Genomic DNA, 12994 nt, shown 5'->3' with positions numbered 1-12994 from the left:
GGAGGCCAGGCCCGCTTTTTATTGCGCTTAGCGCTGTGCTAGCCGCCCTTGGGGTTGTTCGCGTCCTGCAATTCCTGCTCGGCCACAGCCTGGATCAGGGCCAGGAGCTCCGGGTCCAGTCCCGGCGCGAATTCTTCCTTGCGTTCCGGAGAAATGGTGATCGGGTATCCGTCAGGCATGACGTCGGTGGTTAGCTCGGTGCCATCGTTGGACGGTGAAGCTCCACGGAAGAGCTTGCCGGCTTCGCTGAGGTTGTCCGCGCTGAAGGTGTACTGGATGCTCTGCAGACCCTTGTCCAAAAGCTTCTTGACTTCCGGGAACTGCTCAGCGTTGGTCTTCGGGATGGGAAGTACCTTGCCCCAGTTCACGCCCAGGCTTTCCAGCGCTTTGGCATAGGCATTCTCGTGGGCCTGGTCCCGCACGATCAGGTACGCGATGGTGGAGCGGGCTGTCTTGTTCTCCGTCATTTCGTAAATGCGGCACTTCTGGAGCCGGCCTGTGGATTCGAGCATCAGGTTGTACAGCAGGTCCAGGACCAGATTGCCGCTGTTGTAGACGTAGGAACCACTCCACGGGTTGCCCGCGGCATCCACCGGCAGCGCACCCTGTGCGCCCACCAGATAGTGGTGGATGTTGCTGTGGTCCAAGGCGATGTTCAGGGGAGTGGCCCCTTTTGCTCCTGGCTCGTCCACGGGGTCGGTCTTCTTGCCTTGGTAGCGCGGTGAGCCGTCAAGGAGCTGGGAAATGGTGGTTCCAATAAGTTCCACGTGGCTGATTTCTTCGGTTCCGATGCCCTGAAGGAGGTCCTTGTAGGGCTTGGAAGCCGGGTCGCCGCGGAAGTTCATACTCTGGAACAGGTATTGCATCATGGTGCGCATCTCACCGAATTGTCCGCCGAGGCCTTCCTGGAGGGCGTTTGCTGCGGCGGGATCGGGCTCGTCAGCGGCGATTTCGTTGATGAGAAGTTGGGTGTGCAGGTACATTGCGATTCCTCACGTTGTTCATGCTGCGTGTTTGGGATGGAAACCCTCTGCTGGCCACCCCGGACCCACTTACCATAAGCATGCTTACTATTTGGAGGCAATGAAAATATCGATTTGATTGCCAGTCGTTAGCCCGCAACCTGATTAGCCAGTGCTGACCCTTCCTTGAGTGCCGTGATGTTTGCCAGCACGAGCTTGGCGGCGCCCTTAGGGCGGTTGCCGGCCACGTGCGGGGTGATGATCAGGTTCGGTGCGCTCCACAATTTGGAGTCGACGGGCAGCGGTTCTTCCTTGGTGACGTCGAGGGCGGCGACGCGCAGCCGGCCTTCCTGCAACGCTGCAAGCAGGGCGTCTTCGTCCACCGTTGCGCCGCGGCCGACGTTTACAAAGATGGCCGTGTTCGGTAGGGCCCGCAGGACGTCTTCGTTCAGGGCATCCGCGGTTTCCGGGGTAGCCGGCAGGATCGAGACCAGGACATCGGTGGTGCGCAGGACTTCCGGGAATTCGTCGTCCGCCACCACGGGAAAACCGTATCGCTCACCTTTGGAACTGGCGACGCCGGTGACGTTCGCGCCCAAAGCGGCCAGGAGGGGAGCCAGCGTCCCCGCGATGGAACCGAAGCCCCAAACGGTGACGTTGGCGCCGTCGAGCGTGTAGAGCTGCTCCGTGTCGGGTGCGGACTGGGCGGCGTTGTATGGCTGGTTCCAGGTGGAGCCCTTCTGGGACTCCATCAACTGGTCCATGCGGCGAACTGCAGCCAAAATCAGGGCCAGAGCATGTTCGGCCACGGGGCCATCGTGAAGGGAGCGGCCGGAAGTGACGGCTACCTTATTCCCGAAGCCTGCTGCCAGCACAGAATCCGGACCAGCGGCGAGCGTCTGGACCAGCCTCAGTTGGCGCATTTCCTTGGCGGCATCGGCCAGGTTGTCCGAGGTGTTCCGCCAAACCACCAGGACTTCCGCGTCGCGGTGCTCGCTGGGAACGGGCTTGTCCACTTGATACACGAAGACCTCGTCCTCCAGTGCGGAGAGGTCCAACTTGATGGTGTCGGGGACAAGGATTTTCACAGCGGCTCCGTTGCTTGAAGTGTCTTGGCGGTACGCACACGACGCTACCGCTTTGCAGGTCCTTGAAGGCTAATAGCTTTTATACCTAGCAATGTGACGCCGAGCACCTTATGGTTGTAGGACGTTCGACGTGGCACGTATCACGTGACATGAACGCCCACTCGAGATCGCACCTCTACCAATCCCGGAGCCAAATATGGGGGAGGTGCCGACTCGGAGCCGATTCGAAAGGACACTGGATTTGAAATCCACACCCCCTGTGCCATTGCTCGCCCGCGTCGCAGCCGCCGGCGCATTGAGCCTGGGCCTCCTGGCAGGTCCCGGGCTTCCGGCAACCGCCGCACCCTTTCCACCCAACAACCCGGCAATTGCGCCAGGCACTTTTACTGAGGCCAACATCGGCGCCGACCGCACTGCCGCGAACTTCTTCTACCGCATCCCAGCTCTGACCTATCCGGGCAACAACGTGGTGCTCGCTGCGTGGGACGGACGTCCGGATTCAGCGGCGGACGCGCCCAACCCCAACTCGATCGTGCAGCGTCGCAGCACCGACGGCGGCCGGACGTGGGGGCCCGTCTCGGTCATTGCCGCCGGCCACGTGGGCGATGCCAGCGGACCCAAGTACGGGTACAGCGACCCCTCCTACATTTACGATGCCGAGGCCGGCAAAGTTTTTGCCTTCTTTGTGTACTCCAAGGACCAAGGCTTCGGCGGTAGCCAGTTCGGCAACAACGACGCCGACCGGACAGTGATTTCCTCGGCCGTCATTGAGTCGTCGGATGCCGGCGCTACATGGAGCCAACCACGCCTCATCACCAATGTCACCAAGCCCGGAACCAGTAAGGCAAGCCCCATGGCCGGCGATGTCCGTTCCAACTTCGCGTCCTCCGGCGAGGGAATCCAGCTCAAATACGGCCCGTACAAGGGCCGCCTGATCCAGCAGTATGCCGGGGACGTCCGGCAGGCGGATGGCACCAACAAGATCCAGGCCTACAGCGTCTATTCCGACGACCACGGCGCCACTTGGCACAAGGGCGCCAACGTCGGGGACCGGATGGACGAGAACAAGACGGTAGAACTTTCCGACGGCCGGGTACTCCTCAATTCGCGGGACAACGCCAACCAGGGCTACCGAAAAGTGGCCATCTCAACGGACGGCGGAGCTACTTACGGTCCGGTCACTCAAGACACAGAGCTTCCGGACCCCGCCAACAACGGTGCCATCGCACGCATGTTCCCGGATGCGGAGCAGGGCTCAGCTGACGCCAAGAAGCTCATTTTCACCAACGCCAACTCCAAGACCGGCCGCGAAAATGTCTCGGCCCGCGTCTCCTGCGACGACGGCGCCACGTGGCCAGGCGTCCGCACCATCCGTTCCGGCTTCTCCGCGTACTCCACGGTGACCCGCCTGGAAGCCGACACATTTGGCGTGCTCTATGAGGGCAATTACACAGACAATATGCCGTTCGCAAAGTTCGATGACGCCTGGCTGAACTACGTCTGCGCCCCGCTCTCGGTCCCGGCTGTCACCACTGCCCCGGGCGCTACACAGCAGGTGCCCGTGACCGTCACCAATCAGGAAGCCGGCGTCCTGTCCGGGGCGAATGCCACTATTTACACGCCCACTGGCTGGTCGGCCACCACGGTACCTGTTCCCGACGTCGCCCCCGGCGCCTCGGCCACGGTCAACGTTGCCCTGACCGCGCCAGCAAACGCCAGCGGTCCGCAGAACCTTAACGCAGCATTCACGACGACGGCTGGCAAGGTTTCGCAGTCCGCCTTCACCGCCACTGTGCCGGCCCCTCCGCGGGTGGGGCTCACCATCACGGGAACGGCTCCAGCCCGGGACGTCGTTGCAAACCCCTACCAAGCGGGTGAGGTCCTCAGCTATTCGTTGAACGTCAAGAGCACTGCCAACGTCACTGCCAATGTGGTGCCTGTTTCCGGGACGTTCGACTCAGGCTTCCTGCCACCGTCGGCCCCCAATTGCAGGTTCAACAATCTGGCCGCCGGCGCCAGTTACAACTGCACCACCGCCAAGCATGTGATCACCGCGGCCGACGTCCAGCGCGGCTATTTCGTGCCGGAGGCGAGCTTCAGCATCACGGCAAGTTCGACGCCGTCGCTCACCGTGACTGTGCCGTTCATTGGCGCCGCGGTCGCTTTGCGCGACGGTCTCCTGACGGCCGACATCAGCGGGGCGCGCGCCGACGTCGGGCGTGACCTCGCCACCCAGCCGTACGCGGCAGGCGACCTGGTCCCGTACACCTTCACCGTCAAGAACACGAGCCCGCTGGTGGAAAAGGTAGTCCCGACGGCTGGCAACTTCAGTCCGTTCCTTCCGGAAGGGCCAGGCAATTGCCGCTACAGCGTCCTGCCGGTCGGTCAGAGCTACCAGTGCTCCACTCCGCGCCACACTGTCACCGCTGAAGAAGCTGAGCAGGGATTCTTCAATCCGAAGACCACGTGGGAAGTCAGCGCGGCGGGTCAAAGCACCAACAACATGGCCGTGGACGGCGGCGAAGTAGATCTTAAGGTCCGTGAACCGAAGCTTGAGGCGACCGTCTCGGCAGTGTGGGAAGACGCCGACGGCGACCGCTTCGCCAGTGCCGGAGATCCCGTCATCTACACCTACACCGTGGGAAACGCCGGCAACGTGGCAGTGACCGGGTTGGAGGCGCCGGAGGCCGGTATTTCCGAAGCCACTTTTGCCGTCGGAGCCACTGTGACTTCCACGCGGCAGCACGTCCTGACTGCCGGGGATGTTGCTGCAGGCAGCTTGGGCGCGCTTTCGTTTGAGGCAAGTGCAAGCAATGGTGACCGGGACGTTGCCGCTGCTGCCGAAGCTGACCCGCTGGTGCTCACGGTCCAGCCCGAACGGCCGGACTTTGAGCCTGTGCTGACCGTCCAGGAGTTGGGCACACCGCCCACTGACCTTGGCACGGCGGATAAGTACAGCACAGGCCAGAGGGTAGAGCTCAAGGGCCTGGACTATGGGAACTGGTACTACGTGTATTTGAACAAGACGGGGTACCGCGTTGGGTGGACCTTTCCCGGCACGGATGCCACCGTTGAGTTCATTCTCCCCTCGGACGTGAAGAATGGCCGGGATGACGTGGTGGTCCTGGATAAGGACGGGTTGCAGGTATCCTTTGACCGACTGCACGTGACGCCCAAGGGCTAGCACCTTTTGTCCGCAATATGCTGCGAAATTATGCGACGGACCGCAGGACATTTCCTGCGGTCCGTCGTTTGTCATTTCGTGAGGAATCACCGGCTCTATGACAAGACAAAAAACTTGAAATGTGCTGTATGTCATATTTGGCTCTCACTAGGTACTCTGTGACTCGGCTGGTTGCGCGGCTTTGACAAGAACTGTCAAAGGTTCAACCAACTAAAAGTTGACAGGGCATGGGCGATGGAGCCCGGTCCTCCCTCAGTGAAAGGTGCAACCACTCGTGAAATCACAAGGAAAGAGCTTCGTCAGAAGCGGGGGACTTCGAAAGGCTGCGGTGCTTGCCGTTGGCCTGCCGTTGCTGCTCTCGTCGATGGCGATGCCGGCCCAGGCCGCTCCCGCCCCGGAGACGCCAGGGAACGTTGCAGGCGTGGCCAAGAAGAACCTTGACCCCAGCGCCTACAAGGACGGCCGATACATGGTGGTCCTGGCCGAAAAGCCTGCAGCGACGTACGACGGCGGCACGGCCGGGCTTGCTCCCACCAAGCCGGAAGAAGGCAAGAAGCTCGACGCCGACAGCGCCGAGGTGAAGGAATACCAGCAGCACCTGCAGGGCCGGCAGCAGGAGATTGCCCAGCAGGAAAACGTCACCATCGAGCGTGACTTCACCACCGCCGTCAACGGCTTCAGTGCCAACCTGACAGCTGACCAGGCGATCAACCTTGCCAAGGACCCCAAGGTCCTCATGGTGGCACCGGACACGCAGTACGCCCCGGACTACTCCACCACCGACTTCCTCAAGCTCAGCGGCCCCAACGGAACCTGGGCTACCCAGTACGGCGGACTGGACAACGCCGGCAAGGGCACCGTTGTTGGCGTGATCGACACCGGCTACACCCCGTCCAACCCGTTCTTCTCCGGTGAGCCTGTTGGCCCGTTGGTGGGCAACGCCCAGGTAGGCGTTCCGTACCGCACTGCTGACGGCAAGATCGCCATGCTGAAGGCCGACGGCGATACTTTCGTTGGTGAATGCCAGCCAGGTACCGACACGGGTGCCGACTACGACGGCAGTGCCTGCAACTCCAAGGTTCTCAGCACCCACTACTTCGCTGACGCCTTCCTGGAGACTGTTCCGCCGGAAAACCGCGCTCCGGAAGAAGTCATTTCTCCCGTCGACGTGGACAGCCACGGCACCCATACAGCCAGCACAGCAGCGGGCAACGCCAACGTTGACGCCGTAGTGGACGGCCGCAGCTTCGGAATCACCAGCGGCATCGCACCCGCCGCCAAGCTCGCCGTCTACAAAGTCTGCTGGGAGGACACAGACCCAGCCACGGGTGGTTGCTACGGCTCCGCGTCTGTGGACGCGATCGAGCAGGCCATTCTGGACGGTGTGGATGTGCTGAACTACTCCATCTCCGGTTCAACCACGTCCACCACCGATCCCGTCTCGCTGGCCTTCCTGTCGGCAGCTTCCGCAGGCATCTTCGTGGCAACCTCGGCAGGCAACTCCGGACCGACCGCCAGCACCGTCAACCACGGAGCACCCTGGCTGACCACGGTTGCCGCGACGTCCTTCTCGCAGGAGCTTCAGGGCACTGTTGAGTTCTCCGATGGCAGCAAGTTCCGCGGAGCGAGCATCATGAACCGCGAGGTGAGCGGGGCCGGCGTCGTGCTTTCCACCAACGCTGCAAGCGGTGAAGGCAACGCTGCGCTCTGTGCTCCCGGCTCCCTGGACCCGGCCAAGGTAGCCGGCAAGGTCGTTGTTTGCGACCGTGGTGTTGTCGACCGTACCGCCAAGAGCGCTGAGGTCCTTCGCGGCGGTGGCGTCGGCATGATCCTGGTGAACCTGACCGATTCGTCCCTGGACACCGACAAGCACGTCATCCCCACCGTCCACGTGAACCCGCCCGCCACTCAGACCATCAAGGACAAGGTCACGGCCAACCCGGCCATCACCGTGTCCCTCCTGAATCGCGACACCACCGGCCTGCCCGCTGAAGCACAGCCGCAGATCGCAGGATTCTCCTCGCGCGGTCCGCTTCTTGCTACCGACTCGGACCTGTTGAAGCCTGACGTGTCCGCTCCCGGCGTCGCTATCCTCGCCGGCGTTTCACCGATCGGAACTGGTGGAGACAACTTCGGCTTCCTCTCAGGAACGTCCATGGCGTCTCCACACGTTGCCGGGTTCGGCGCCCTGATCCTGTCCAAGAACCCGCAGTGGTCCCCGGCCACGGTGAAGTCCGCCATGATGACCACCGCTGGTCCGGTCAAGCTGGCCAACGGCGCCATCAACAAGGATGTCTTCGCCACGGGCGCCGGGCAGGTAGATCCGGCCAAGGTCCTCTCACCGGGCCTGGTATACGACGCCACAACCGAGGACTACCTGAAGTTCATCCAGGGCACAGGCATGGACCTGGGCATGGAGGGGCTGGGCACCACGGCACCCCGCGACATGAACGTTCCCTCTTTCGCGCTCGGCAACCTCGCGGGCAAGATCGAGGTCACCCGTACCCTCACCGCATTGACCCCGGGCACGTACCGGGCATCGGTCAATGTGCCGGGCGTCAACGTCAAGGTCACGCCGTCCGTGCTCACATTCGGTGCCCCCGGCGAGAAGAAGACGTTCAAGGTCCAGTTCGAAAACAAGAACGCCGACCTGGGCAAGTTTGCCATGGGTTCGCTGAACTGGCAGGGTGCCAACAAGACCGTCACCTCGCCGATCGCCGTCCGGCCGCAGTCCGTCATCGCGGACAAGGCCCTGGCTTTCACGGGAACGGGACCTAACGGCTCCGCCACCATCAACATCACCTCAGGCACCAACCTGCCGGTAGGCGTCACCGTTGATGGTCTTTCCAAAGCAGATTCCTCGGCAGTCGAGCTGGTTCCCGGCCCGTTCGCGGGTGAGACCAATGCTTCCAACTACGTGAAGAAGGTGACAGTTGGTGAGGGCAGTGCGCTTGCCAAGTTCTCGGTGATCTCTTCCAACGAGGCCGCGGACTTCGACATGCTGGTGCTCACTCCGTCCGGTCAGCAGTTGCCGGCCGCGACGGCCTCGGCAAGCGAAACCTTGTCCGTTCCCAACCCGGCGCCGGGCGACTACTACGTTTTCGCCAACCTCTATGCGAGCCCCAACAACCAGCCCACAAAGGCCACTGTTGATGCCGCCGTCCTGGGCGCCAACCAAGGCAACGCGACCGTGACGCCGAATCCAATCCGCCTCGCCAATGGCAAGACGGGCCAGATCTCGCTGAACTGGAAGAACCTGGAACCCGGCTCCTACATTGGTCGCCTGACCTTCGCAGGTACCAGCGAGCCGAGCTTCGTCACCGTCCTGGTCAACCCGGGCGGAACCGTCGTGGTTCCGGACGAGGAAGACCCGAAGAAGGACAAGAAGGACAAGAAGCACGGTGGCAAGATCCGCGCTGACGAGCCGACACAGAGCAACAACGCCGGCTAAATTCCTGCAGGACACGCAAATGGGCTGAGGACACCTGAATCCGGGCGTCCCCAGCCCATTTGCGTGTCATGGGACGGAATCGGTGTCCTAGGCAGCGCCCGTGGAGCCTCCGGTATTGCCCAACAACGCCGCCAAGGTTTTCCAACGTGCGATCTCGCATCCGTCGGTGCGGCTGAATTGGCTATGGACCTTGCGTCCACGGAACCATCCGGTGACTACAGCAACTTGCGGGCCACCGTATTGCTGAGTGCAGATCCGGTCCGGCCTGGGCTCGGGAAAGAAGATTTCTTCCCCGAATTGCTCGACGGCGGCAAGCGCCGCAGGCGCGTCGGGCAAATTTGAGTCCAGCGAGTCCGGGTCTGCAGACATGATCCCGGCAGCGGACCGGAGGTGGAACTCCCGGCTGTCAGCGCCAGGCGCCTCCGTCAGTCTTACTGTGAGGTCGACGTCGTACTCGCTGTTCTTTTCGGAAACCATGGTTACCTTTCGCTGGTGGCGGCGGGTGCTCAGGCAGCCAAACCGCTCAGCTCATCCAAGAGCGGCCCTACTGCCTGGAGCACGCGGGCCCGCAACTCCTGGGATTCGGTCGCGAAAGCCCGCTGGTATTCAACGTACTCGGCCTTGCCCTGCGGTGTCTCAATCCTGATGGGCGGGTAGCCCCATTCTTGAAGATCGTAGGGAGACGCCTGCATGTCCATCGTGCGGATCCGCCATGACAACTCGAAGCAGTCCATCACCAGCTCGCTCGGCAGGGCAGGCGTTAGCTTGTAGGCCCACTTATAAAGGTCCATGTTGGCGTGCAAGCAACCCGGCTGCTCCATGGTGCGCTGGTTCTCGCGGGTAGGCGTAAGTTCATTCAGCGAGGTGGCGTCAGGCGTGTAGAAGCGGAAGGCATCAAAGTGCGAGCAGCGGATGCGGTTCTCTTCCACCACGGTGTCCGTACCGTCGCCGCCAAGCCTCAGCTTGAGGTACTCATGCCGCAGCTCAAACTTTTCCTGCCGATACACCATGGCCCACTCGTGCAGGCCAAAGCACCCAAACTGTGCCGGTCGCTTGGCCGTGCCCGCGAGGATGATTCCGGCGAAGCGGACAGCTTCGGTGCGGTCGGCAAGGAAGCCGGCCCGCTCAAAGGTGACTGCCGGCGTTCCCGCTGGAAGCCCGACAGAGGCGAGTTCGGCGTCGTCGGCCGCTCTGTAGAACTTCCAGGAGACGCGCTCCAAGGCGCGCTCGCCGCTGAGGACTACGCCGTCGCCGGGATGCCAACGCTGCAACTGGCCCGGCTTCTGCGTGTAGTAGGTGAAGAGGAAGTCCTCTACGGGGTGCTTCTTACCGGCTGAACGACGCGCCAGATAGGGATCTGCATAACGCGCGACGCGTGCATGGTGGGCTGCCTCCAGCCCGAGCCATCGCTCTTGGGGGAGGTGCCGCAGCCTAGAGGCCGCCATCTGATCCGAGGACGCTCTTCGCGGCGTCCCACAGGGCGATTTGGCAGCCATCCGTTCGGTTGAAGGAAGCGCTGACTTCCTTGCCGTCCACTGAACCGGTCACCTTGGCTGTTGCCGGGCCCCCGTACTGCATGGTGCAGGCTTGGTCCGTTCGCATCGGGGCGGGGCTCAGGACGGAGGGGCCGTTCTTGAGTGAAGTGCAGGCCTCGGCTGCCGACGGGTGGCTGCTTTCGGCGGCGGGCACACCATTCGTGCAGACGAGTGTGAACGACTGGGGAGCGGACTCCGGAGTTTCAAGGAGCGTGATGGAGAGTTCGGCATTGCCTGCGCCGGTGGCTGTTGACGCGCTGGGAGTTGCGGTTTTGCTGGGGCTGCTGCTTGAAGTGGCCGACGACGACGGCGCTTCCGTCGGGCTGTTGGTGGAACCCGGGGTGGGGGTGCCTGAGCATGCGGCGAGGCCGGCGATGGCCAATACTGCCAGCAAGGGCCGAACAAATCGCATGCGCATTAAGTCTCCTAGGTTGCATCCATTTTACGCGGCACTTTTGGTGCCCGCTTCTGTGTTCGCTTCAAGAAGACCACCGGGGGAGTGTGCTTGGCTAGGGAGTTGCGCTGATGGGCTTCTGCTGTTGCGTGGCCGCGATCAGTCCGGTCATGGCCTGGTGGAGTTCGGCTACCTCTTCGCGGCTTAGCTGCAGGCGCTCGCGAATCTCCCCCGGAACGGCGGTGGCCTGCTCTCGAAGGGCGGCACCTTTGTCCGTCAACTTGACCGCCAATGCGCGTTCATTGCCGGGCACTCGCTCGCGGGTAATCAACTCGGCTTCCTCCAGTCGCCTGAGTAGCGGGGAGAGAGTGGCTGGTTCGTGCAGGAGGCTGTCGCTGATGTCCTTGAGTGTCCGGGGGCTCCGTTCCCAGAGGGCAAGCATCACCAGGTATTGGGGATGGGTAAGCCCGAGCCGCTCAAGCACAGGCTTGTAAACACCCACAACACTGCGCGAGGCCACGGTGAGGGCGAAGCACAGTTGGCGCTCCAGAAGGAGATCGTCGGTCTCGCGGGTGGACTCGTCAAGGGTTGTCATGGCTGCCTCCTGTGCTTGCTGCCTGAACTATTAGCGCATGTTTGCTGATTAGTTAGTGCACTAATGATTAGCGTACTATGGACGTACTGAACCGCCTAAAAGAGGAGTCGATCCGCGTGGCCAAGGAATCCTTCACACGGAAGTTCATGCGCGCGACAGGGAAGTTCCGGGTAATTTTCGGGCCTGCGCACAGCAGCTCGCTCGATCACGAGATGACCGAAGCCAACCAGAAGCTGCTCGCGCAGCGCCAGGCGGAGACCCAACAGTGGGAAACCCTCCGCCGACCCGACGGCAGCACCTACGTGGTGCCCCGCAACCCGGAGGACAAGTCGTTGCGGTAGCGTTCACTACCACCCGCGCGTAAAATTGGCCTCACTGAACGGCACGCACCAGCCCTGCCGCTTTTCTCTCTCCGGTAGGAAGGGAGGTGGAAAACATGGGACGCAGAATGGAAGGCTTCGTCCACGTGACCGAGCGGCTGCAGTCCGTTTTTGGACCGGCAACCCACGGCGATACGGACAGCCCCGTGGTGCACAAACACGATGACTTCGAGACCGCTTCCGAGGCGGATCTGAAGAACTTCGACGTCGAGACTGATTCTGAGGGCCATCACTACGCGGTCCGGAACAACGATCCCGGCCCGACCAGCACCGACTACAGCCTCTAAGGAGATGCGTGAGGAGCCGAAGGGTCGGACCGCGAACGCCGACCCTTCCTTGCGTGCCCGCCGGCCTTACGCGCCGGCCGGTTCGCCATCTTGACCTTGATCAGTTCACCGTGCCACTGTTGAGCAACTAATCAGCATGCTTATCGTATGGATGGTGCGGTAAATGCTGGTCTACAGAGGGGGCCGTCAATGAGTTTCCAGGATGATGCAGCAAGGATTCCGGGTGGTTCCTCGCGCCCGGACCGGGGAAGCGCGAACAAGGGTAGCTCGGAACAACGGGAGAGCGTGATCCCGCCGGCTTCGGGACACGACCGGCCGACCCGCACGGCTGCTTTGTGGGTGGCGGTGGCTGTGGGCTTGGTGGTTCTGGTGATGCTGATCGTTTTCTTCGTCCAGAACCAGGACATGATCACCGTCCGGTTCTTCGGGCTGGAGGGGACCCTCGCGCTCGGCACCACGCTCTTCATAGCCGCCGTGGGCGGCGGGGTCCTGGTGGCCCTTGCAGGCGGGGCCCGAATCCTCCAACTCAGAATCGCCAATCATCGCCGCAAGAAGGGCGTTGGCGGACCGGGAGGCGGCTACTAGCTTTAACTGCGGAAGGACCGGAGCCTTTGCTCCGGTCCTTCCGCAATTTAATCCCGACGGCGGCACTCCCTGACGATGTTAAGTCCGCCGGGGTGGTGGGCGGTTTTAGCCTTCGCAGTCAGTGCAGTAGGCGACGCCATCTTTTTCGCGTGCGATCTGCGAGCGGTGGCGAACCAGGAAGCAGGAGTGACAAGTGAACTCGTCGTTGGCCTGCGGTATGACCTGGATGACCAGTTCTTCGGCGACGATTTCGCCGCCGGGGCCGTTGGCATCGAGGCCATCGGTTTCGTCCAGTTCAAGCACGACACTCTTGGCCGTGGGAGCGCTGGCGGACTGGAGAGCCTGGAGGGACTGCTCCTGGTTCTCTTTTACATCGGTACGGAGTTCGTCGTAATCGGCTGCCACTTTTTAATGCCTCTTCGTGTTAGGGGGTTACCGGGTATGCAACGTACAGCATGCCACGAAAATTCCATACCATACCCCAGTTCTACAGCTTGTGGCGAAAACCACGTGGGTGACAGGCAAAAAAACCC

At 62.2% G+C, this 12994-nt stretch carries 12 protein-coding genes; 5 read left to right on the top strand and 7 right to left on the bottom strand.

The annotated features are described in order from the left end of the window. Positions 1-38: 38 nt before the first annotated feature. Both A477_RS0107370 and A477_RS0107365 read right to left on the bottom strand, forming a co-directional pair. A complete protein-coding gene (locus tag A477_RS0107370) occupies positions 39-983 on the bottom strand; it encodes a manganese catalase family protein (protein ID WP_017198374.1) in 945 nt (314 codons plus the stop codon). A 128-nt stretch (positions 984-1111) separates the two neighbouring features. Then, positions 1112-2050, bottom strand: coding sequence for a phosphoglycerate dehydrogenase (locus A477_RS0107365; RefSeq protein WP_017198373.1), 939 nt, complete (start codon positions 2048-2050; stop codon positions 1112-1114). Positions 2051-2246: 196 nt separating this feature from the next. On the opposite strand from A477_RS0107365, the gene A477_RS0107360 reads away from it, so the two are divergent. Both A477_RS0107360 and A477_RS0107355 read left to right on the top strand, forming a co-directional pair. Next, on the top strand, positions 2247-5234 hold the full coding sequence (locus A477_RS0107360) for an exo-alpha-sialidase (protein WP_017198372.1): 2988 nt from the start codon (positions 2247-2249) through the stop codon (positions 5232-5234). 274 nt (positions 5235-5508) lie between these two features. Next, positions 5509-8685 (top strand): S8 family serine peptidase, encoded by a 3177-nt coding sequence (locus tag A477_RS0107355; protein WP_502685501.1) that lies wholly within the window; start codon positions 5509-5511, stop codon positions 8683-8685. Positions 8686-8772: 87 nt separating this feature from the next. Here the strand turns inward: A477_RS0107355 and A477_RS0107350 are convergent, their stop codons facing one another. The 4 genes from A477_RS0107350 to A477_RS0107335 all read right to left on the bottom strand — a co-directional run bounded on the left by A477_RS0107350 (position 8773) and on the right by A477_RS0107335 (position 11209). Continuing rightward, complete coding sequence (locus A477_RS0107350; RefSeq protein ID WP_017198370.1) at positions 8773-9162, bottom strand: hypothetical protein; 390 nt, start codon at positions 9160-9162, stop codon at positions 8773-8775. Positions 9163-9191: 29 nt separating this feature from the next. Further along, positions 9192-10130, bottom strand: a complete 939-nt coding sequence (locus A477_RS0107345) for a 3-methyladenine DNA glycosylase (RefSeq protein ID WP_192811987.1) — start codon at positions 10128-10130, stop codon at positions 9192-9194. After that, positions 10117-10638 (bottom strand): SSI family serine proteinase inhibitor, encoded by a 522-nt coding sequence (locus tag A477_RS0107340; protein WP_017198368.1) that lies wholly within the window; start codon positions 10636-10638, stop codon positions 10117-10119. Before A477_RS0107340 ends, A477_RS0107345 begins: the two co-directional genes overlap by 14 nt. A gap of 91 nt (positions 10639-10729) precedes the next feature. After that, the gene (locus A477_RS0107335) at positions 10730-11209 is read right to left on the bottom strand and encodes a MarR family winged helix-turn-helix transcriptional regulator (protein ID WP_017198367.1); all 480 of its coding nucleotides are present in this window, start codon (positions 11207-11209) and stop codon (positions 10730-10732) included. A gap of 116 nt (positions 11210-11325) precedes the next feature. Here A477_RS0107335 and A477_RS0107330 point away from each other — a divergent pair, with 116 nt between their 5' ends. From A477_RS0107330 to A477_RS0107320, 3 genes are all read left to right on the top strand, one after another. Beyond that, positions 11326-11550, top strand: a complete 225-nt coding sequence (locus tag A477_RS0107330) for a hypothetical protein (RefSeq protein ID WP_026005425.1) — start codon at positions 11326-11328, stop codon at positions 11548-11550. Between the two features lie 95 nt (positions 11551-11645). Further along, positions 11646-11876: a hypothetical protein gene (locus tag A477_RS0107325; protein WP_044568518.1), complete on the top strand. Its 231-nt coding sequence runs from the start codon at positions 11646-11648 to the stop codon at positions 11874-11876. Positions 11877-12065: 189 nt separating this feature from the next. Further along, positions 12066-12461: a LapA family protein gene (locus tag A477_RS0107320; RefSeq protein WP_017198364.1), complete on the top strand. Its 396-nt coding sequence runs from the start codon at positions 12066-12068 to the stop codon at positions 12459-12461. 105 nt (positions 12462-12566) lie between these two features. Here A477_RS0107320 and A477_RS0107315 read toward each other — a convergent pair whose 3' ends face one another. Next, complete coding sequence (locus A477_RS0107315; protein WP_011773410.1) at positions 12567-12866, bottom strand: DUF4193 domain-containing protein; 300 nt, start codon at positions 12864-12866, stop codon at positions 12567-12569. Positions 12867-12994: the final 128 nt, after the last annotated feature.

The sequence above is a fragment of the Arthrobacter sp. M2012083 genome (assembly GCF_000281065.1).
Lineage (GTDB): Bacteria > Actinomycetota > Actinomycetes > Actinomycetales > Micrococcaceae > Arthrobacter.
The sequence above is the reverse complement of the archived record's forward strand: the minus strand, read 5'-3'. Positions and strand labels throughout refer to the sequence as shown.

Excerpts from the sequence above, each read along its gene's own strand:
- A477_RS0107370 (WP_017198374.1), bottom strand. The coding sequence starts at position 983 with ATGTACCTGCACACCCAACTTCTCATCAACGAAATCGCCGCTGACGAG.
- A477_RS0107360 (WP_017198372.1), top strand. The coding sequence starts at position 2,247 with ATGGGGGAGGTGCCGACTCGGAGCCGATTCGAAAGGACACTGGATTTG.
- A477_RS0107350 (WP_017198370.1), bottom strand. The coding sequence starts at position 9,162 with ATGGTTTCCGAAAAGAACAGCGAGTACGACGTCGACCTCACAGTAAGA.
- A477_RS0107345 (WP_192811987.1), bottom strand. The coding sequence starts at position 10,130 with ATGGCGGCCTCTAGGCTGCGGCACCTCCCCCAAGAGCGATGGCTCGGG.
- A477_RS0107340 (WP_017198368.1), bottom strand. The coding sequence starts at position 10,638 with ATGCGCATGCGATTTGTTCGGCCCTTGCTGGCAGTATTGGCCATCGCC.
- A477_RS0107335 (WP_017198367.1), bottom strand. The coding sequence starts at position 11,209 with ATGACAACCCTTGACGAGTCCACCCGCGAGACCGACGATCTCCTTCTG.
- A477_RS0107325 (WP_044568518.1), top strand. The coding sequence starts at position 11,646 with ATGGGACGCAGAATGGAAGGCTTCGTCCACGTGACCGAGCGGCTGCAG.
- A477_RS0107320 (WP_017198364.1), top strand. The coding sequence starts at position 12,066 with ATGAGTTTCCAGGATGATGCAGCAAGGATTCCGGGTGGTTCCTCGCGC.